The organism is Pseudomonas sp. TSO6 (assembly GCF_056098905.1).
This window is the reverse complement of the sequence record NZ_JBLZWV010000004.1, coordinates 50,414-69,240: the sequence shown is the minus strand read 5'-3', so window position 1 is coordinate 69,240 and position 18,827 is coordinate 50,414. Positions and strand designations below refer to the sequence as shown.

Annotated in this window: 14 protein-coding genes and 1 tRNA gene; 6 read left to right on the top strand and 9 right to left on the bottom strand. The window is 63.3% G+C overall.

All coding sequences use genetic code 11. The features are described 5' to 3' along the window. Nucleotides 1–284: 284 nt before the first annotated feature. Together ACN6NG_RS00865 and ACN6NG_RS00860 are read left to right on the top strand one after the other, a co-directional pair. Complete coding sequence (locus ACN6NG_RS00865) at nt 285–1,886, top strand: ABC transporter permease (RefSeq protein WP_277352244.1); 1,602 nt, start codon at nt 285–287, stop codon at nt 1,884–1,886. Beyond that, nucleotides 1,883–2,746 (top strand): ABC transporter ATP-binding protein, encoded by an 864-nt coding sequence (locus tag ACN6NG_RS00860; protein ID WP_063423197.1) that lies wholly within the window; start codon nt 1,883–1,885, stop codon nt 2,744–2,746. Before ACN6NG_RS00865 ends, ACN6NG_RS00860 begins: the two co-directional genes overlap by 4 nt. Here the strand turns inward: ACN6NG_RS00860 and ACN6NG_RS00855 are convergent. The 8 genes from ACN6NG_RS00855 to ACN6NG_RS00820 form a co-directional block, all read right to left on the bottom strand. Next, nucleotides 2,686–3,021 carry a DUF971 domain-containing protein gene (locus tag ACN6NG_RS00855; RefSeq protein ID WP_063423196.1) on the bottom strand — a complete coding sequence of 112 codons (336 nt, stop codon included), beginning with the start codon at nt 3,019–3,021 and terminating at the stop codon, nt 2,686–2,688. The two genes, ACN6NG_RS00860 and ACN6NG_RS00855, sit on opposite strands and share 61 nt — an antisense overlap. Then, the gene (locus ACN6NG_RS00850) at nt 3,021–3,986 is read right to left on the bottom strand and encodes a HEAT repeat domain-containing protein (RefSeq protein WP_474312758.1); all 966 of its coding nucleotides are present in this window, start codon (nt 3,984–3,986) and stop codon (nt 3,021–3,023) included. Before ACN6NG_RS00850 ends, ACN6NG_RS00855 begins: the two co-directional genes overlap by 1 nt. Continuing rightward, nucleotides 3,983–4,834 (bottom strand): ABC transporter ATP-binding protein, encoded by an 852-nt coding sequence (locus tag ACN6NG_RS00845; RefSeq protein WP_063423194.1) that lies wholly within the window; start codon nt 4,832–4,834, stop codon nt 3,983–3,985. The genes ACN6NG_RS00850 and ACN6NG_RS00845 overlap by 4 nt, the downstream gene beginning before the upstream one ends. Continuing rightward, the gene (locus tag ACN6NG_RS00840) at nt 4,834–5,616 is read right to left on the bottom strand and encodes an ABC transporter permease (RefSeq protein WP_063423193.1); all 783 of its coding nucleotides are present in this window, start codon (nt 5,614–5,616) and stop codon (nt 4,834–4,836) included. Before ACN6NG_RS00840 ends, ACN6NG_RS00845 begins: the two co-directional genes overlap by 1 nt. A 15-nt stretch (nt 5,617–5,631) precedes the next feature. Continuing rightward, on the bottom strand, nt 5,632–7,038 hold the full coding sequence (locus ACN6NG_RS00835; protein WP_474312757.1) for an ABC transporter substrate-binding protein: 1,407 nt from the start codon (nt 7,036–7,038) through the stop codon (nt 5,632–5,634). A 119-nt stretch (nt 7,039–7,157) separates the two neighbouring features. Then, entirely contained in the window at nt 7,158–7,403 is a 246-nt protein-coding gene (locus ACN6NG_RS00830; RefSeq protein ID WP_008096634.1) for a 4Fe-4S dicluster domain-containing protein, read from the bottom strand. A gap of 161 nt (nt 7,404–7,564) precedes the next feature. Continuing rightward, nucleotides 7,565–9,289, bottom strand: a complete 1,725-nt coding sequence (locus ACN6NG_RS00825) for a fumarate reductase/succinate dehydrogenase flavoprotein subunit (RefSeq protein WP_474312755.1) — start codon at nt 9,287–9,289, stop codon at nt 7,565–7,567. Continuing rightward, complete coding sequence (locus tag ACN6NG_RS00820; RefSeq protein ID WP_016497511.1) at nt 9,286–10,035, bottom strand: GntR family transcriptional regulator; 750 nt, start codon at nt 10,033–10,035, stop codon at nt 9,286–9,288. Before ACN6NG_RS00820 ends, ACN6NG_RS00825 begins: the two co-directional genes overlap by 4 nt. 214 nt (nt 10,036–10,249) lie before the next feature. Here ACN6NG_RS00820 and ACN6NG_RS00815 point away from each other — a divergent pair. Beyond that, nucleotides 10,250–10,326: transfer RNA gene (locus ACN6NG_RS00815), tRNA-Arg, on the top strand. A 40-nt stretch (nt 10,327–10,366) separates the two neighbouring features. Here ACN6NG_RS00815 and ACN6NG_RS00810 read toward each other — a convergent pair. Continuing rightward, nucleotides 10,367–11,272 (bottom strand): cell envelope integrity TolA family protein, encoded by a 906-nt coding sequence (locus ACN6NG_RS00810; RefSeq protein ID WP_063423190.1) that lies wholly within the window; start codon nt 11,270–11,272, stop codon nt 10,367–10,369. Between the two features lie 210 nt (nt 11,273–11,482). Here ACN6NG_RS00810 and ACN6NG_RS00805 point away from each other — a divergent pair, with 210 nt between their 5' ends. From ACN6NG_RS00805 to ACN6NG_RS00795, 3 genes are read left to right on the top strand one after another with little or no spacing between them, the layout of a single operon-like run. Further along, a complete protein-coding gene (locus ACN6NG_RS00805) occupies nt 11,483–13,018 on the top strand; it encodes an SrfA family protein (RefSeq protein ID WP_474312753.1) in 1,536 nt (511 codons plus the stop codon). A 20-nt stretch (nt 13,019–13,038) separates the two neighbouring features. Continuing rightward, entirely contained in the window at nt 13,039–16,116 is a 3,078-nt protein-coding gene (locus ACN6NG_RS00800; protein WP_474312752.1) for a virulence factor SrfB, read from the top strand. Then, the gene (locus tag ACN6NG_RS00795; protein ID WP_353455906.1) at nt 16,113–18,824 is read left to right on the top strand and encodes a virulence factor SrfC family protein; all 2,712 of its coding nucleotides are present in this window, start codon (nt 16,113–16,115) and stop codon (nt 18,822–18,824) included. Before ACN6NG_RS00800 ends, ACN6NG_RS00795 begins: the two co-directional genes overlap by 4 nt. The last annotated feature ends 3 nt before the right edge of the window (nt 18,825–18,827 follow it).

The following is an 18,827-nucleotide window of genomic DNA, read 5'->3' as shown; positions in this document are numbered from 1 at the left end:
GGCAGGCTGCCACCGGCGAAGGCCGGCGCTTTGGCCAGAAGCTAGGCAGGTCTGGTTAGAACCTACAAAGATCAAAACTTCATTTTTTAGTAACTGAAAGACATAAACCAAGCGGCATGCGGGCCTGCGCGGAGCTTGCGGAAAACGCATGGAAAATATGAGGAAAACGCAACGGCGGGGGGCTTCCGTATGCAGGGAACGCATGCTCTTATCTCTTGAAATTCACTTTATTGTTTTTTTAATTCCATAAGCGAATAACCTAACAACGCTTCGAGAGATGGCTGATGAATGGAGTTCTGAGCAGGAATCGGAGGTGGCTTCGGGGGCCGCTTCGCGGCCCTATCGCGACACAAGGCCGCTCCCACATAGGCCGTGAGCGCTTGTTGCCTTGGTTGTTGCCTGTGCTGATTGCGCTGCTGTGGGTGGTGGCGAGCCGGCAGCACTGGATGAGCGAGCAGATCCTGCCGGCACCGGCGCTGGTGTGGCAGAGCGCGCTGGAGTTTGGTTCCGGGGAGCTGTGGGGGCACCTGTGGATAAGCCTGCAACGGTTGTTCTGGGGGCTGGCGGCGGGCATTGCCAGCGGCTTGCTGCTGGGTGTGTGGCTGGGGGCTTCGCGGCGGGCACAGACGCTGGTGCTGCCGACTTTCGTGGCGCTGGGCCAGATCCCTACCCTGGCCTGGATTCCGTTGTTCATGCTGTTCTTCGGCATTGGCGAGGTGCTGAAGCTGGTGGTGCTGGTAAAGGCCGTGGTGGTCCCGGTCACCTTGCACACGTTGGTGGGTGTGCGCGATGCCCAGCCAAAACTGCGTGAGGCCGCTGCGGCGCTGCGCCTGCCCCGGCACCTGCTGTTCCTGCTCCTGTTACTGCCGGCCGCCCTGCCGGCCTTCCTCACCGGTGTGCGCCTGGCGCTGGCCACCGGCTGGACCTCGCTGCTGGCGGTCGAGTTGCTGGCCTCCAGCGAGGGGATCGGTTACCTGATGGTGTGGGGCCGCCAACTGTTCATGCTCGACCTGGTGATGCTGTGCATTCTGGTGATCGGCCTGGTCGGCGCCGTGCTGGAGCGCAGCTTCTCAGCCCTGGAGAAACGCCTGCTGTATTGGCCGCAACCGGCCACTGGCGAGCAGCAGCGCGGGCCTGTGCCACGCGGCTGGCAAAGCCTGCTGCTGCCCTTGGGGCTATTGGCGCTGTGGCAGGCCAGCAATAGCTTTGGCTGGGTTGACCCGAACATCCTCACCTCGCCACTTGAGGTACTGCGCACGCTGTTGGTCGGCTTGGCCGATGGGTCGTTGCCGCAGGCCTTGTTGCTGAGCCTGGAACGTACCCTGAGCGGCCTGCTGCTGGGCGGCGCCGCAGGCTTGCTGGCCGGATTGCTGCTGGGGCTTTCCAGCACAGCCGAACGCGTCTTCGGGCCAAGCCTGTCGGCCTTGCGCCAAGTTGCACTGTTCGCCTGGGTGCCATTGCTGACTGCGTGGTTCGGCCTGGGTGAAGGGGCCAAGCTTGTGTTCGTTGGCCTGGCCGCATTCTTCCCGCTGCTGATCGCTACCCAGCGCGGTATCGCCAGCCTCTCGCCACAGCTGGGCGAAGCGGCCCGTACCCTGCGCCTGAACGTGTGGCAACGCCTGCGCCTGCTGGTGCTGCCCGGCGCGGCCCCGGCGATTTTCGCCGGCCTGCGCCTGTCGCTGATCTACGCCTGGCTGGGCACCATCGGCGCCGAATACTTCATGCCGTCGGACGGCGGCATCGCCAGCCTGATGATCGGCGCCCAGCAACTGTTCCGCATGGACCAGGTGATGGCCGCCATGGTCCTGATCGGCCTGGTCGGCGCCCTGCTCGGCACCCTTGGACAACGCCTCGAATCGCGCGCCACGCGCTGGAGAACCGCATGAACGCATTCAACACCTCGCACCTGCAGGCGGCCAACCAGCCCGACACCACCCCGCCGCTGGTCAGCTTCGAGGGGGTCGGCAAGGTGTTCAGCGTGGACGGCCAGCCGCTCGAGGCTATCCGCAACTTCAACCTGTCGATCAACGAGGGCGAGTTCATTGCCATCGTCGGGGCTTCCGGTTGCGGCAAGTCCACCCTGCTACGCCTGTTGGTGGGGCTGGATACCGAATACAGCGGCAGCATCCGCGTCGATGGCCGCGCCGTCAGCGGCATTGGTGGCGAACGCGGCATCGTGTTCCAGGAGCACCGGCTGTTCCCGTGGTTGAACGTGGAACAGAACATTGCCCTGGGGCTGGTCAACGAGTCGCTCACCCAGGGTGAGCGTGCCCGGCGGGTGCATGAATTCGTGCAACTGGTGGGGCTGGTCGGCTTCGAGTCGGCTTATCCGCACCAGCTGTCGGGTGGCATGGCGCAGCGCGTGGCCATTGCCCGTGGCCTTGTAGCCAGCCCGCGTATCCTGTTGCTAGACGAGCCGTTCGGCGCCCTGGATGCCCTGACCCGCCAGCAACTGCAGGACGAGCTGCTGGCGATTCGCGAACGGGCAGGTATCACAACCTTGCTGGTGACCCACGATGCCGAGGAGGCGACGTACCTGGCTGATCGGGTTGTGGTGCTGGAGCCACGGCCGGGCAGGATCAAATCGGTGGTCGAGATAGACCTGCCGCACCCACGGTTGCGCACCGGTGTTACACTGCATGGGCTACGCGAGAAGGTGCTGCACCAGATCACCGGGGATGGCGGCTACCTGCCACCGCCGGCGCGACGGGTGGAAGGGCTGCGGCCGGAGCTGATTGCATTGTGAATGACCAGGTCACGCAAGTAAGCCCAGGGGTAGATCCCGCGCTCATGCCCATCGCTGAACACCAGTTGCACGCCATACCCCTGCGAGGTAATCCGCTGTACACGCACATCGTCGCGCACCAGGCTGATCACGCCGGACAGGCGAGCCGCACGGCATTGTGAACAAGGGCAGGCACCGCGCAAACGGGTATGGCTGAGGCTGTGTTCGCCGTCTTCCCATTGCAGCAGCAACTGCCCTGGCCCGCGCAGGTTGCGAATGGCTTGCGGGGCGTTCATCAGGTAGCCCCGCGCAGTTGCGCCAGGGCAATCCGCACCGCCTTGCGCACCTCGGGGTCGCTGTCGGCCTCGGCGGCCTGCAGCACCGGCAAGGCACGCGCCTGGCCCAGCTCGCCCAGGGCCAGCGCCGCTTCCTTGCGCAGGTTGGCAATGCCATGGCCAAGCAACGCGCCAAGCGTGTCCAGTGCAGCGGCATAGCGCAGCCGACCCAGTGAGCGTGCTGCCCGCAGGCGTACCTGCCAGAAGTCATCGGCAAGGGCATCCACCAGCGCCGGGCCTGCTTGGTCCTGACCGACTTTGCCTAACGTGGTGGCGGCTTCCTCGCGCACTTGCCAGGCCTGGTCAGTCAATGCCGCCACCAACGCAGGCAACACCGAGTTGTCCCGGGCAAGGCCCAGCGCGCCGATGGCCGCGCGGCGCACCTCGGTATCCGGCTCGACCTCGGCGAGCGCTGCCAACGCCCGCAACGCCGGCTGGTGCTTGAGCCAGCCAAGAATGCCCACTGCCTCACGCCGCACGGCGGGGTCGTCATCGGCCAGCGCCAGCAGCGCAGGTTCGGCAGCATCTTCCAGGCGCAGCTCGCGCAAGGCACGCAAGGCACTGGCGCGGACGAAGGCATCGGCGTGTTTGACCCACGGGAGGATCAGCTGGCCGGCCTCAAGGCTCTTGAGTTCGCTGAGGCTCTGCGCAGCTGCCAGGCGTACCGGTTCGGCGGCATCGGCCAGCGCAGCGCACAGGGCTTGCACAACTTCGGGTTCTTCCCAGGCCTCAAGCAGGCGCGCGGCTTCGGCACGCACCTCGTCGGCGGCGTCCACCAGCAGGGCATCGGTGAGCCAAGGCAAGCCATCCGGGTCTTCCAGGTCGGCCAGCTCGATCAGGGCGATGCGGCGCACGCCAGCGTCGGTGGCATCAAGGCGAGGCAACAGGGCAAGGATGTCGGGGTTGTCGGTCGTTCGGTCAGTCATAGCGCGATCCGTAGCGGTGGGTGGTCAGTGTCCGGCAGGCCCAGCGGGGTCAGGCGCGGCAGTTCGCGGCCTTCCTCGTGGCGCAGCAACGCCAGGCAGTGACGCTTGAGGTGAGTGAATTCAGGGCTGGTCAGCAGGCTGGCGCGGCGTGGGCGCGCAAAGTCCAGGCGCAGGTCTTCGATAAAGCGACCGGGGCGCGGGCTCATCACCAGGATGCGGTCGGCGAGGAACAGCGCTTCGTCGATATCGTGGGTGACGAACACCACGGTGGTGCGGATGCTGGCCCAGATATCCAGCAACAGCTCCTGCATGCGGGCACGGGTTTGCGCGTCCAGTGCGCCGAAAGGTTCGTCCATCAGCAAGAGCCGTGGGCGGTTGATCAGCACCCGGGCGATTTCGGCCCGCTGCTGCATACCGCCGGACAGCTGGTTGGGCCAGCGCCCGGCAAAGTCGGCCAGCCCCACCAGCTGCAGCATTTCGCGCGCCTGCCGGTGGCGTTCGGCGCGGCCCAGGCCCTGCATCTTCAGGCCGAAGGCCACGTTGTCGAGCACGCTACGCCAGGGCAGCAAGGTGTGGTGCTGGAACACCATGCCACGCTGCGGTGACGGCCCGGCAACGGGCTGGCCGTCCACGTTCAGCTGGCCGCTGCTGGGCACCAGGTGCCCGGCCAGGGCGCCGAGCAACGTCGACTTGCCACAACCGGAGGGGCCGAGGATGCAGACGAACTCGCCCGGCTCCACGGCAAAGTCCAGGCGCTGCACCGCCTCGAACGCTTCGCTGCCGTGCCCCAGGCGAATCGACAGGCCACGACCATCGATACGCCCCGGCGCCTGTTGATAACTGTTCATCAACTGGCCCTCCGCGTGCGGTACCACGGCGTGGCCAGCGCCCCCAGGTGCTTGACCAGGGCGCTGCTGCCCATGCCCAGCACGCCGATCAGCAGCATGCCGACGATGATGTCCGGGTAGTTTTGCAAGGTGTAGGACTCCCAGGTGTAGTAGCCGATGCCGAACTGCCCGGAAATCATCTCGGCAGTGACCAGGCAGAACCATGACGTACCCATGCCGATGGCAAGGCCGGTGACGATGCTCGGCAACGCCCCAGGCAACACCACTTCGCGCAGGATCGCCCGGCGCCCGGCACCGAGGCTGCGCGCCGATGCCACCAGGCGCGGGTCGACGGCCTCGACGCCATGCACGGTGTTGAGCAGGATGGGGAACAACGCGCCGGTGAAGGTGATGAACACCATCGACAGTTCCGACGACGGGAACATCAGGATCGCCAGCGGGATCCACGCCACCGCCGGAATCGGCCGTAGCACTTCCAGCGGCGGCAGCAGGGTATCTTCAGCCCATTTCGAACGGCCGATCAGCAACCCCAGGGCCACGCCAACCAGTGCCGCAGTGGCATAACCGGCAAATACCCGCGACAGGCTGCTGCCCAGGTGCGCCAGCAGGGTGCTGGAGGTCAGCAACTGCCAGGCAGCGTCCAGCACCGCCTTGGGTGTGGGGACATAGGTGAACGTCAGCAGCCCAAGGTCCAGTTTCTCGTTTGCCGCCACCTGCCAGAACAGCAGGCAGGCCAGCAGCGACGCCAGGCGGAGCGGCCAGCGCTTGAGGTTGCGGGTCATGTCGGTGCCTCCCGGTCAGCGCTGGGCGACCAGCTTCTGGTTGGCGCTGACGAAGTCCAGCGCCTCGCCACCATGGGCCTTGGCATACAGCTCGGCCTGGTCCTTGAGCAGGAACGCCGCCAGTTCGCCTTTACCGTTGCGCACGAACCAGGCCTGGTTTGCCAGCAACTTGATGCCGCTGTCGGCGGCCTGGGCGTAGATGGCGCGGATGTCCTTGCCCTCCTGCTCCAGCTGGGCCAAGGCACCAAGGGCGGCCTCCGGCGAAGCGTAGTGGCGGACCTTGTCTTCACCGCGCACCCAGATCTGCGCCAGGCGGCTGAAGTCGGTGATCGGTTTGCCGGTCAGCGCGTCATTGGCCTTGAGTGGCAGCGGGTCGTAGTCTTTCAGCGCCTTGTCGTAGTCCAGGCCAGCCTGTTTGAAGGCGGCACGGATGTACTGGTCGTCGATGAACTTGTCGGTGTCCAGGCCACGGTCGGTCTTTTTCAGCAGCTTGAGCGTATCGATGGATGTAGCCACTGCCTGGCGGTATTCAGGCTTCCAGGTCAGGTCACGGGTCTGCAGGCCGAGAGGGCCGTGGAACAGGTAATTGACCTCGGCTTCGATCCCCGTGACCTTCTCGATCAACTCGCTGTACTTCTCAGGCTGCGCAGCGATAAGGCGGTTGGCTTCAGGGCTGGCGCGCAGATAGGCGGTGACCACTTCCGGGTACTTCTTCGCGTAGTCGGCATCGACCAAGGCACCATGGAAGGTCGGTGCGTTGGCCTGGGCGCCATCGTAGATCTTGCGGGCGAAGCCGCGGTTGGGGAACAGCTCGGCGAACGGCACGAAGTCGGCGTGGGCTTCGATGCGGTTGCTGCGCAGGGCGGAGCCGGCGATTTCCGGCGCCTGGGCGATGATCCGCACATCCTTCTGCGGGTCCCAGCCCTGAGCGGCGACGGCGCGCAACAGCATGCCGTGGGCAGTGGAGGCGAACGGCACGGAAATGGTCTTGCCCTTGAGCTCCGCCAGCGACTGCACGCTGGAGGCGGCGGGCACGACGATGCCGTTGCCGCTGCCATGCACGCTGCCCGACAGCACACTGATGAACAGGCTGCGCTTGCCAGCATCCAGGTGCGCAACGCCGTTGAACGACCCTGGGAAGTCGGCCATGGCGCCGAAGTCGAGTTTGCCGGCGACCATTTCGTTGGTCAGCGGCGCACCGCTGGTGAAGTTCTTCCACTCGACCTGGTAGGTGGCGTCCTTGTACTTGCCGTCGTGCGGCAGGTACTTGTCCAGCAGGCCCAGCTCACGTATCAACAGGCCACCGGTGGCGCAGTTGATGGTGGTGTCCTGGGTGCCGATGGCGATGCGTATGGTTTCGGCGCTGGCGTTCAGGCCAGTGAGCGCCAGCGCGAGGCCGGCCACGGTTGCAACAAGGCGCATGGGTGTTTCCCCTCGAATCGTTATAAGAGTTGGCGTCGTCTCCGCCGCCCGGCTTGGGTGGTGGGAAACGAGGGGCACAGCAGGAGGGCGTCCGGTGGTTCGCCGGATGGCAGGATGAATCAGCGCAGCAGGTACGGGATGTCGACCTTCACCGCACCGGTGGGGCAGTCCTTCTCGCAGGGCATGCAGTACCAGCATTCGTCGAAAGCCATGTAGGCCTTCTGCGTGGCCGGGTTGATCGCCAGCAGGTCCATGGGGCAAACCTCGACACACACGGTGCAGCCTTTTTCGGCGATGCATTTGTCTTCGTCGATGGTGACCGGGGCGCTGCTGCGGAAGAAGATTTCTTGCGGCTGGTAGGCCATTTCACGGAGTCCTTGGGGCCTATGGCCCTCGTTCTGTTTTTTGCAGAGGCTGATGGCCTCATCGCCGGCAAGCCAGCTCCCACAGGAGGGTGCAGACTCACCGCCGATGCAGTACCTGTGGGAGCTGGCTTGCCGGCGATTGGGCTGCAAAGCAGCCCCATTCAGGCTGCATCAGCCTTCACTCGCAACCGGTCATAGGCGGTCTGTTCATCGGCATCCAGGGCGATCAGGTAGGGTTCGACGGCCTTCCTGAAACTGGTCATTTCACCGTTCTCGCCCTTTTTCAGGTGGCAATGGCAAAACCACTCGCTATCGTTGCGCTCAGGGAAGTCCACCCGGTGGTGGTACAGGCCCCAGCGGCTTTCCTCGCGGAACAACGAGGCCCGCGCCGCCATCTCGGCGCAATCGCGAATCACCGACACTTCCATCGCACGCATCAGTTCATGAGGGTTGCTGGCCTTCATCTGCTCCAGATCACGCTCGATCTCGGCAAAGCGCGCCAGGCCGATTTGCATCTTCTTGGTCACCTTCGGCGGCTGCAGGTAGTCGTTGACCATGCGCCTGAGCTTGTACTCGACCTGGGCTGGCGGCAGGCCATGCTCACGCTGCAGCGGGGCAAACACCCGCGCGCGCTCGCGCTCGACTTGCTCGGCATCGACCTCGGCGAGTTCGCGCCCGGCCACGTAATGCGCGGCGTTCACACCGGCAAACCAGCCATAGGTAAAGGCGCCGAGCATGTAGTTGTGCGGGACCGCAGCCATGTCGCCAGCGGCATAAAGCCCTTTGACGCTGGTCTCGGCCTTTTCATTGACCCACACCCCCGACGCCGAATGCCCGGAGCAGAAACCGATCTCGGAGATATGCATCTCGACCATGTGCTGGCGGTAGTCGGTGCCACGCCCGGCGTGAAACTGGCCACGGCTGGGGCGCTCGTTGCTGTGCAGGATCTCTTCGATGTTCTGGATGGTCTCTTCGGCCAGGTGGTCCAGTTTGAGGAACACCGGGCCATTGCCGCCTTCGAGCTCCTGGTGGAACTCCCACATCATCTGGCCGCTCCAGTAGTCGCACTCGATGAAGCGCTCGCCCTTGCTGTTGGCGGTGTATCCACCCAGCGGGCCGGTGACGTAGGCACAGGCCGGGCCGTTGTAGTCCTTGATCAGCGGGTTGATCTGGAAGCACTCGAGGTTGGCCAGCTCGGCGCCTGCATGGTAGGCCATGGCGTAGCCGTCACCGGCGTTGGTCGGGTTCTCGTAGGTGCCCATCAAATAGCCTGACGACGGCAGGCCCAGGCGCCCGGCGGCGCCGCAGGCAAGGATTACCGCCTTGGCCCGCACCACCCGAAACTCGCCGCTGCGGCAATCGAAGCCCAGCACACCCGCCGCGGCGCCTTCGCCATCAAGCAGCACACGGGTGCAGACCATGCGGTTGCTGATCTCTACCCGGGCACGCTTGAGCTGGCGGTACAACACCTTCTTGATGTCGTGGCCTTCGGGCATGGGCAGCACGTAGGCGCCCATGTGGTGAACTTTCTTCACCGCGTAGTCGCCGGTTTCGTCCTTCTCGAACTTCACGCCCCAGCGGTCGAGTTGCTCGATGGTTTCAAAGCTGTGGGTTGCGTAGGCATGCACGGTGGCCTGGTTGACGATGCCGTCATTGGCCACGGTGATTTCCTTGGTGTACTGCTCGGGGGTGGCGTGGCCGGGGATGATGGCGTTGTTCAAGCCGTCCATGCCCATACTGATGGCACCGCTGCGCTTGACGTTGGCCTTGTCCAGCAGCAGCACGCGCAGGCTTTTGTCCTGCTCCTTGGCCTTGATCGCCGCCATCGGCCCGGCCGTGCCGCCACCGATGATGATGATGTCGTAGTCCTGGGTCTGGATGCTCATGCCTTGCCCCCTTTCTGGCGATCAATGCGCAGGCGGTACTGGAAGGCATCGCCGCGGTAGTAAAGGTGTTCGAAGTCCAGCGGCGTGCCGTCGGCAGCATGGGTCAGGCGCTCGATGCGCATGATCGGCGAGCCTTCTTCAACATCCAGCGCCTGGGTCAGGTCGCTGTCGGCCAGTACCGCATCGATGGCCAGGTCGGCGTGGCCAAGGGCGATGGCGCAGTCGTTTTCCAGCAGCAGGAAGATATCGCGGGTGACCAGGTCGGCCTTCTCCAGTTTTTCGCCGACAGCCTTGGGCAGCCAGGTCAGCTCCAGCGAAACCGGCTCGCGGTTGATCAGGCGCACCCGGCGGATCTCGGTGACCAGGCTACCCTCCTCGACCTGTAGCCGGGCGGCCACCAATGCGTTGGCTGGCACATGGCGGAAGCTGCGCAGGCGGTTGATCACTTCGTAGCCCATCTGCGTCATCGACTCGCCCAGGCCCTGCAAGGTACTGACGTTCTGGAACGCCTTGGGCTTGGCGACGAACGTGCCTTTGCCGTGGATCTTGAAGATCAGCCCTTCCTTCTGCAGGTCGCCCAGCGCCTGGCGCACGGTGATGCGGCTGACGTCGAAGGCCTTGCCCAGTTCGCTTTCCGAGGGCATGCGGCTATGCGGTGGATAAGTGCCGTCGAGGATGCGCTCGCGCAGCAGTTCCTTGAGCTGGGTATAGAGCGGTACCGGGGACAGGGGGAGCAGTTCGGCCATGGGATCTCTTCGCTGATCGATGACTTGTTATAACAAGTTGTGACCAGAGGATAGAGGGCATAAGAAGGGTGTGGGAAATATTGATATCGCATATGGATAGATAAATTTGCGCAGGCCGGTGGCCCGCAAAAGCCGCCTGCGCAAAAAGAGGAAAAAGACCACAGATCAAGGCGATGGACGTCAACGACACAGATGGGTATCATGCGTGCGCGTTGCACTCGTAGCTCAGCTGGATAGAGTACTGCCCTCCGAAGGCAGGGGTCGTGGGTTCGAATCCCGCCGAGTGCGCCATATCAAAAAAGCCCTGGGAGATCTCCCGGGGCTTTTTCGTTTATTCCGCCTGCCCTTCTATCAACTGGCCGGCACGCCTGTCACCGTGCAACGCCATGTACCTGGCCAGTTCGCCCAGACGCTTGTCCAGCGCCTGCAGCAGCCTGTCGCGCGTACCGTTCACTTCGTTGGCGTTGAAAATGCCGGGCTCTTTCAAGTAAAGCTGGAACTGCTGGTTGATCTGCCTCGGCGAGAGGGTCACGAAGTTCTGCCCGGCGTTATGGTTGTACAGCGCCACCATCTGCCCCATGTCCTGATTGGCGTTGCGCACAAACGCCATGCTCACATACTGCCCAGGGCGCAGGCGCACACCATTGTTGTTCAGCTGGAAACACGCCTCGGTGCCATTCTCCAGGCGCACCCAGAACTCGTGCTCCTGAACATTGTGCGCAGTGACCTGCATGGTCGATGAGCTGCTACCGGTATGACCCGTGCCCTGCCACATGTGGCCACCGGTGGTGCGGTGCGAGTGGTAGGCGTCCAGGTGCGTCTGGTTGCGCTTTTCGCTTTCCAGCACCTCGCCGTTACGCACGAAAAACATCAACTGCCGCTCAAAATGGTTGAACGGTTCCTCGACGAAATTGACGTCTTCCGGGGTAAGGGTGATGTCATACATGGTGCGGATCATTTCCGCGCGCGCGGCCTTGTCGCGCTTGGCCTGCTCTTGCAGCTGGGCACGACGCTGCTTGGCATCGTCAATCGCCTTCAGGGCCTGGGCCTTGAGCAACGGCGTTTTCTCTTGCGCGTAGCCTGCGGCCTTGTCACTGGCTTCCTTGATCAAGGGCGCGGCTTTCTGCCCGGCCTCCACCGCCAGGTCCTTGGCCTTTTCCAACGCCTGGGCGGCCTTGGCGGCCAGCTCCGGGTTGGCATCGTAGGCCTTTTTCTTCAGGTCATCCCAAAGGCTCATGCTCTTCGTGCTCCATTCGTCGATGATGAGTTGCCGATGCCGTTGATCGGACCAGGCGGAGTGTAACCGGATAAAACGTCCTTTGACGTCAAAAAGCCATCCATATGAATTGACGAAAAAAGCACTTTGCCATTAGTGTTGCTCGGTTTTTCGGTATTGTTTAATGGATACCGAATGGATTCGGCTAATAGACTAGGTAGGTCTACAAGGATGCGCGGAGTATTACTACGCAGCGGTAGAAGTGAGCACTTCACCGCATTGGGCGAGACTGGCCAACCCGTCTATCGCGCTGCTTTGCAGATTCGCGAAGCGATTCGGCGCAAGTACCCGGAGCACCCGGAGCTGATCGAGCACCTGGCCATCCCGCAGAGCGATGAGCAGGGCCGCACCATCGATTGGTACAGCGACCGCCCAGGCGATGTAATCCCCTGGAGCAGCGCCACCGAGGAAGAACGCGCGCCAGCACGTGCGCAGCTCGAGGTGTTGCAAACCAAGATCAACGCCCTGAGCAACACCTTGCTTGGCCTGGACGCCAACGGCCAACCCTCGGCAACGGCCAGAAAGGCCGCCGAAGGTGATAACGCGGTGTTCGGCAAGCTGCTGACCTGTGTCGTGCCCTTCCCTGACGAAAACTTCGTCTACCTGGTCGATGGCCGCCCTGTACTGACCTTCTGGGGCTTCATCCATGCCGGTGCCGAGCGCAGCCGACAGCCCCTGCACTGCCTGTATCCGCGCACCGCACCCATCGCCGAACCCGTGGCCACGCCGCCGGTTCCCCCAGCCGCGCCCATTGCGCCGGCAGCAGCAGCAGCAGCAGCAGCAGCGGTAGCGCCAGCCGCTGCCGTCGCGCGCCTGCCGTGGTGGCGCAACTGGCGCTGGCTGCTGCCCTTGCTGTTGCTGCTGGCGCTGCTGCTCCTGCTGTTGTTCGGGCTGCGCGGCTGCATCCCTGGGGTAAACCTTTCCGGGCCAGGCATCCCGGACTTTGGCCGCGATACCTCTGCATCAAACAACTACCAAGCCCAAGTGCCTACACAATCGTCGGGCATTGTTGGCGCAGCGAACGGTGCAACGGGTGTAGCTGCCCCGGACGTGGCGGTGAGTAATGGCAACCCGGCGAGCCTGCCGGGCGGCTCAGCCGATGCAGGCGGTGCCGCGCCACAAGGCGATAGCCAAGCGCCGTCGGACAATGCCGACACCCCTGCACAGGGCAAGCCAGAAACACCGCCAGCGCCGGAGCAACCGCCAGCGCCAGCGCCAGAGCAAGCATCCGACACGCCACCGCCAGGCGGGCCCGAAGCATCAACGCCAGGGAACACGCCCCCTGCGCCACCACAGCTGGCCGATGAGCAAGCGCAAACCAGCGCTCAGCCGCCGCAACCTGATGACTTGAGCATTCCGCCAGATGCGGCCGACGGCAACGCGGACTTCCTCAACGGCAACTGGGCGGGTGCAGGCATTCAAGAAGCTGGCACTGGCAAACCCCTGCGCCTGAAGTACGACTTCCAGAACGGCAAGGGCCAGGCCACGGTCACCCGCCCGGACAACGTGCAGTGCCATGCGCCAGTTGCCGCAGCCATGCAAGGCGGCCTGTTGTCGATCAACAGTTCCGGCCAGGCCGCCTGCGCCGATGGCAGCAGCTATGACTTGCCGCAAGTGGGTTGCAAAGCCAACGCCAACGGCGCTGCCGATTGCAACGCCAACTACGGTGCCAAAGGCTTCGACATTCAAATGAAAAAAGCCGGCTAATCACACGAGAAACGCAGAAGATGTTGCCCGAAATCACCCAGTTCGAAGAAACGGTCACGCTGGTCAGCGATACCGGAATTCAATTCATGGATTTCGCCCTGCGTCTCGGCCCGGATGGCGAGCAGACCGGCAAATTCGTCCAGCTCAACAACGGCATGGTGCCGACACGCCTGCTGTGGTCCAAGGAGTACAAGGACTTCTACGAGCCCGAGCCAGACAAAGTGGTGCAGGTGGAGTTCGACACCAGCGAAGAGAGCCACTTCCGCCTGCCCATGGAAGACAGCCTGAAGCTGCTGGACGGGGTCTGGTTGCCGATCCCGGTCCTGCGTTTCACGCCGCCTTATCGCTTTGACGAAGGCCCGAACAACTGGGCGCGCATGCGCCTGGTCAAGCTCGCGGAGCCCGATGTCGACGGCAACACCCACCGCCTCACCCTCGGCTTCGACAGCCGCACCATGCCAGTGGTTACCGGCGCACCGTACCTGGCGCCCAACGAAGACGACGTACGCTCCGGCGTGGCGTTCAAGCTGGCGTGCAGTGCCCGCGAATATGGCTGGTTCCTGACGCACACATGGATCCGCGACTGGCTGGTGGAGGTGTACACCGAGGCGCGTGCCGAGTGGACGCGCGAACGCCTGGATCGTGACCTGCAGGGCAACCGCCACCTTGGCCACTATCTGAACCTGCTGAGCCTGTTGCGCCGCCCGGTCCCGGCCGAACAGAGCAACGAAAAGCCAAAGGTCGAGATCCCGGAAATCAAGGTGATCGCCAACGAGGCCAATGGCATCGTCAAGCCGATCCCGGTGGACCTGGTGCTGGACGTCGGCAACTCGCGCACCTGCGGCATCCTCATCGAGGACCATGGCCAGGCGGGCTCGGGCATGCGCCACAACTATGTACTGGCACTGCGCGACCTGAGCGAGCCGGAAAAAGTCTACAACCAGGCTTTCGAGAGCCGGGTCGAGTTCACCCACGCCGCCTTCGGCAAAGACCACCTGTCGATCAAGAGCGGCCGCCACAATGCCTTCCAGTGGCCGACCATCGCCCGTGTTGGCGGTGAAGCCAGCCGCCTGGCCAGCCGCAACCGCGGCACCGAAGGCTCGACCGGCCTCTCCAGCCCCAAACGCTACCTGTGGGATGAAAAGGCCTACGGCCATGGCTGGCGCTTCAACACCGCCTACGTCAAGACCGACAAGGAGCCAATGGCCGTCGCCGCGCCGTTCGCCAACCTGATCAACGACCGTGGCCAGCCGCTGTACCTCAAGCCCTTCGACATGCCGGTCTTCAACCCGCGCTATTCGCGCAGCAACCTGATGACCTTCATGCTGGCCGAAGTGGTGACCCAGGCGCTGACCCAGATCAACAGCCCGGCCCAGCGCTCGCGCCAGGGCCACGCGCGGGTGCCGCGCCTGCTCAACAGCATTACCCTGACCGTTCCACCAGGCATGCCCCAGGCCGAGCGCAGCCTGCTCAGCAACCGCCTGTACGAGGCCATTGGCCTGGTCTGGAAGAGCCTGGGCTGGCACCAGGACGAGAGCAACCCGTTCAAAGGCAAGGACGTCGCGACCCGCACCCCGTTCCCCAGCGTGCGTGTGGAGTGGGACGAAGCCAGCTGCGGCCAGCTGGTCTACCTGTACAACGAGGTCAACGAGAACTTTGCCGGCCACCCGGAGGAGTTCTTTGCCACGCTGGCCCGCCCGGACAAGCTAGAGCATGAACAGATCACCCTGGCGACCATCGACATCGGCGGCGGCACCACGGACCTGGTGATTACCGATTACCGCCTGGATCGGGGCACCGGCGGTGGCGCCGGCGCCAACGCGCACATCGTGCCGAACCAGCGCTTCCGTGACGGCTTCAAGATTGCGGGCGATGACATCCTGCTGGATGTGATCCAGGAGTTCATCCTGCCCTCCTTCGCCAGCGCGCTGCGCAATGCCGGCGTGCCGGCACCGGATGCGCTGATGTCGAGCCTGTGCGGGAACGGCGGAGCCACCGTCCAGGAACGCCTGCTGCGCCAGCAGTTGAACCTGCAAGTGTTCGTGCCGCTGGGCCTCGCACTGCTGAAGGCCTACGAGCAGTTCGACCCGGCCCTGCCACCCGCCGCGGTCGAGCAAACCTGGCAGCAGGCGCTGGGTGAAGCCGTTGTCAGCGACAAGGTGCTGGCGTACGTCAACGCCGCCGTGCGCCGCGAAGTGGGCCGCGATGGCACGCTTGACCTGCTGCAGACGCCGATCACCTTCGACCTCGAACAGGTGCACGCCGCGTTCATCGGCGGCCAGATCAACGTCACCAGAGCACTTGCCGAACTGTGCGAAGTGGTCGCCAAGTACCCTTGCGACATGCTGCTGCTGACGGGGCGGCCATCGCGCCTGCCAGGCATTCAGGCGTTCATCCGCCAGCGCCTGCCGCTGCCGCCCGGGCGCATTCTGCCGATGCAGAACTACCGCACCGGCGGCTGGTACCCGTTCCATCGCAACGGCCTGATCGACGACCCGAAGAGCACCGCATCGGTGGGCGCGATGATCTGCCTGCTGTGCTCCAACCACAGTGTGCCGAACTTCTATTTCCGCACCGCCGCGCTGAAGCCTTACTCGGTCATCAAGCACTTTGGCCAGATCGACGCTGCCGGCACCATCAAGTATCACGACGTGCTCTACCACGACCTGAAGTCTGATAAAGGCCTGATCGAACTGCCCATCGTCGGCGAAGGCGATGAGCGTGGTACGCCTTGGCTGGAGATGCGCGGCGACCTGCACCTGGGTTACCGCCAACTGGCCACCGAGCGCTGGTCGGCCTCACCGCTTTACACCCTGCGTTTCACCCCCTCGGGCAAGGCAGCGTTCTCCAGGGCGACTGGCAAGAATGGCGAAGCGCCGGTATTGCGCATACGCCTTGAAGTCGAGCAGTTCGAACAGGAAGAACGCGACCAGGGGCTGATCAGCGACAAGCTGGTCATCCAGAAGCTGGAATCGAACATCCAGGATGCCGACTTCGACTTCGACCGGGATCTTGAACTCTCACTCAACACCATGCCAACCATGAGCTTGAGTGACAGCGACTATTGGCTCGACAGCGGGAACGTCAAAGGAAAATGAGCGACCTTACGCCAAAGCAACAGCAGTTGATGGGTGCCTGGGGCGCCATTCACAAAGGCGCCGGCGAGGCGCTGGAATGGATCGAGCAGGTGCGTGGCAATGCCGCCAGTGTCGAGGCCGAGGCCGATGGCCTGGGCCTGCGCCTACGGCGCGCGCGCAACAAGGCGAAAAACCTCCAACGCAGTGCCGGCAACCCGATGACCGTGGGCTTTTTCGGCCTTTCGCAAGCGGGCAAGTCCTACCTTATTTCCGCGCTTGCTTCCGATGACCACGGCAAGCTGGAGAGTGACTTTGGTGGCCAAGTGTTGGATTTCATCCGGCATGTCAACCCACCGGGCGGCGGCGGTGAGGCCACCGGCGTGGTCACGCGTTTCAGCCACATCGCCAAGCCATGCCTGGACGTCAACTACCCAGTCGAAATCACGCTGTTCAGAGAGATCGAACTCGTAAAGATTCTGTGCAACTCGTGGTTCGAAGACTTCGACCTTGAGCGAGTGGACCACAGCTACAGAGAGCAAGATATTCAGGCTGCGCTCAGTGAATTTGAAGGCCAGGACGCAGGCCAGGTACAACCTGGGGTTAGCAGCGATGATGTGGTTGCGCTGTGGGACTACCTGAAAAGCAACTATGAAAAGTCCACACGCGTCCTTGACGACCAGTACTGGCCACGTGCAGTAAAAATCGCGCCGCGCCTTGCGCTGCGCGAGCGCGCGAAATTGTTCTCTGTACTGTGGGGTGGGCAGGCGCCCATCACCGACTTGTATTTACTGCTGGCCGGTGTTCTGCAGAAGCTGGACCATGTCGAAACGCTACATGCGCCCATCAGCGTGTTCAAGCAGGAAAATATCAGCGTTACGGCAACGCCTTACAACATCATGGGTGTAGACCTGCTCAGCCGCCTGGGCACTAGACACGACGTGCAAGTCAATGTTCTGCCGGGCAGAGACGGCAAGGTACATACCAGCGTCAGTATCTCCGTAGCGCAGCTGGCGGCACTGGCGGTAGAAGTGAACTTCTGCTTGCGGACCAAGCCAACTGCCTCGGTCGCCCATGGCGTCGACATTCTCGACTTCCCCGGCTACCGCACTCGCAATAAATACTTGTCGGTTGATGAGGCGGCCTTGAAAGAGTCCGCTGACGAAGTCCATCCGTACTGGAACCTGATCCTGCGCGGCAAGGTTGCCTATCTTTTCGAGCGTTACAGCGAAGCGCAAGAGATGAATGCTCTGGTCATCTGCACAAGCAGCGTGAAGCAGAGCGATGTCATCAGTGTTGGCCCAGTGTTGACCCGCTGGATCCACAATACCCAGGGCGCAACCCCGAAAGAGCGGGGCCAGCGCGCGCCAGGCCTGATCTGGGCCCTGACCATGTGTGACGGTTGGGCCAACCTCGAACTTGGCAAAGATGACGCGCACAAGTTCAAGGCCGCCGAGCGGCTGATGAAAATCACCATTATCGAGCGCTTTGGCAGCCAGGAGTGGATGAAGGAATGGTCCGTCGGCAAGCCGTTCGACAATACCTACATGGTCCGCAAGCCACGCCTGAAAGAAACCGCGTTCATCGAGCGTGACGAGCAAGACCAGGAGCTGCGCGTGATCGAGCGCTACGTCGACGATATCAAACAGCTCCGGCAATACGTTGTCGACCTGCCGGCGGCCAACCGCCATATAGCCAATACCGGTGCCGCCTTCGATGCCATGATGACGTTGAACGATGGCGGGATCAGCCGTTTCAGCACCAGCTTCTCGTCGATCAATGACCTGGACTTCAAGCTGGCGCGTATCGAAGAGCAGCTGGAACAGTGCCGCACCGACCTGCTGGACCACGGCCTGAACACCTGGCGCGAGGAAGACTTCGAGCAACTGCTGAACAAGAAACGTGAAAAAACCCAGTACCTGCTCGACAACCTGGGCGCCGACCCGGACGCGATCAGCGAACTGATCCATGCCTTGCAGGTACCTGTAGAACAGCTGCGTGAGCTGTACCTGGGCGGTGTGTACGACATCGACGGCATTGACGGCGAGGCCGGCGAAGAGCCGGAACCCGCCGTCAGGGCCCCGGCCAACAAGGCCCCGGCACTCAACTTCGGCAACGTGTTCGGCAACACTGCCTCGGCAACGCCAGCAGTTGCCCCCAAGCCTGTGGCCAAGCGCCTCAACGCCGAGCAACGCTTTGTACGCGCGGCGCTGAAGGCGTGGATCAAGCATATGCGCGAGCTGGGTACGCAACCGCTGCACCTGAGCAGCCTGCGCATGAGCCGCGAAGTGGTCGAGGCCCTGGTCGAGGAACTGGTCAGTGCAGTACGCCGACCGGCCTTCATCGAACAACTGGATGCCGCCGTCATGCGCCGGATTTTCAACGGCGTGCGCCGTGACCAGATAGTCCAGCGCCAGGTCCTGACCGTGCAACTGGCCATGCGGGACTTCCTGTCCTGGTTCGACCTGCTGGGCAAACCTGTCAGCGAGCGCCCGACCGCCCTGCTGGGTGAGGGCCAACCCGTATTCGGCGCCTACCAGACCTTCGCCCAGGGCGAATTGCCAGTGCTCCCGAAAGAGCCGTCCAACCAGGAGCAGAGCTTCCAGATCGACTGGCTGTCGAGCCTGGCCTGGCTGACCCAGGAAAACGCCAAGAGTGGCGCGGACCCGGAAATCACCACCGAGCAGCGACGCCAGTTGGCGGTGCTGCTGAACACCTTTCAAGCGAGTTGATTG

What these genes read in the sequence shown, in the direction of transcription:
- ACN6NG_RS00835 (WP_474312757.1), bottom strand. Translation starts at nt 7,038, where the DNA reads ATGCGCCTTGTTGCAACCGTGGCCGGCCTCGCGCTGGCGCTCACTGGC.
- ACN6NG_RS00825 (WP_474312755.1), bottom strand. Translation starts at nt 9,289, where the DNA reads ATGAGCATCCAGACCCAGGACTACGACATCATCATCATCGGTGGCGGC.
- ACN6NG_RS00865 (WP_277352244.1), top strand. Translation starts at nt 285, where the DNA reads ATGAATGGAGTTCTGAGCAGGAATCGGAGGTGGCTTCGGGGGCCGCTT.
- ACN6NG_RS00820 (WP_016497511.1), bottom strand. Translation starts at nt 10,035, where the DNA reads ATGGCCGAACTGCTCCCCCTGTCCCCGGTACCGCTCTATACCCAGCTC.
- ACN6NG_RS00830 (WP_008096634.1), bottom strand. Translation starts at nt 7,403, where the DNA reads ATGGCCTACCAGCCGCAAGAAATCTTCTTCCGCAGCAGCGCCCCGGTC.
- ACN6NG_RS00850 (WP_474312758.1), bottom strand. Translation starts at nt 3,986, where the DNA reads ATGACTGACCGAACGACCGACAACCCCGACATCCTTGCCCTGTTGCCT.
- ACN6NG_RS00805 (WP_474312753.1), top strand. Translation starts at nt 11,483, where the DNA reads ATGCGCGGAGTATTACTACGCAGCGGTAGAAGTGAGCACTTCACCGCA.
- ACN6NG_RS00845 (WP_063423194.1), bottom strand. Translation starts at nt 4,834, where the DNA reads ATGAACAGTTATCAACAGGCGCCGGGGCGTATCGATGGTCGTGGCCTG.
- ACN6NG_RS00800 (WP_474312752.1), top strand. Translation starts at nt 13,039, where the DNA reads ATGTTGCCCGAAATCACCCAGTTCGAAGAAACGGTCACGCTGGTCAGC.
- ACN6NG_RS00855 (WP_063423196.1), bottom strand. Translation starts at nt 3,021, where the DNA reads ATGAACGCCCCGCAAGCCATTCGCAACCTGCGCGGGCCAGGGCAGTTG.
- ACN6NG_RS00840 (WP_063423193.1), bottom strand. Translation starts at nt 5,616, where the DNA reads ATGACCCGCAACCTCAAGCGCTGGCCGCTCCGCCTGGCGTCGCTGCTG.
- ACN6NG_RS00860 (WP_063423197.1), top strand. Translation starts at nt 1,883, where the DNA reads ATGAACGCATTCAACACCTCGCACCTGCAGGCGGCCAACCAGCCCGAC.
- ACN6NG_RS00795 (WP_353455906.1), top strand. Translation starts at nt 16,113, where the DNA reads ATGAGCGACCTTACGCCAAAGCAACAGCAGTTGATGGGTGCCTGGGGC.
- ACN6NG_RS00810 (WP_063423190.1), bottom strand. Translation starts at nt 11,272, where the DNA reads ATGAGCCTTTGGGATGACCTGAAGAAAAAGGCCTACGATGCCAACCCG.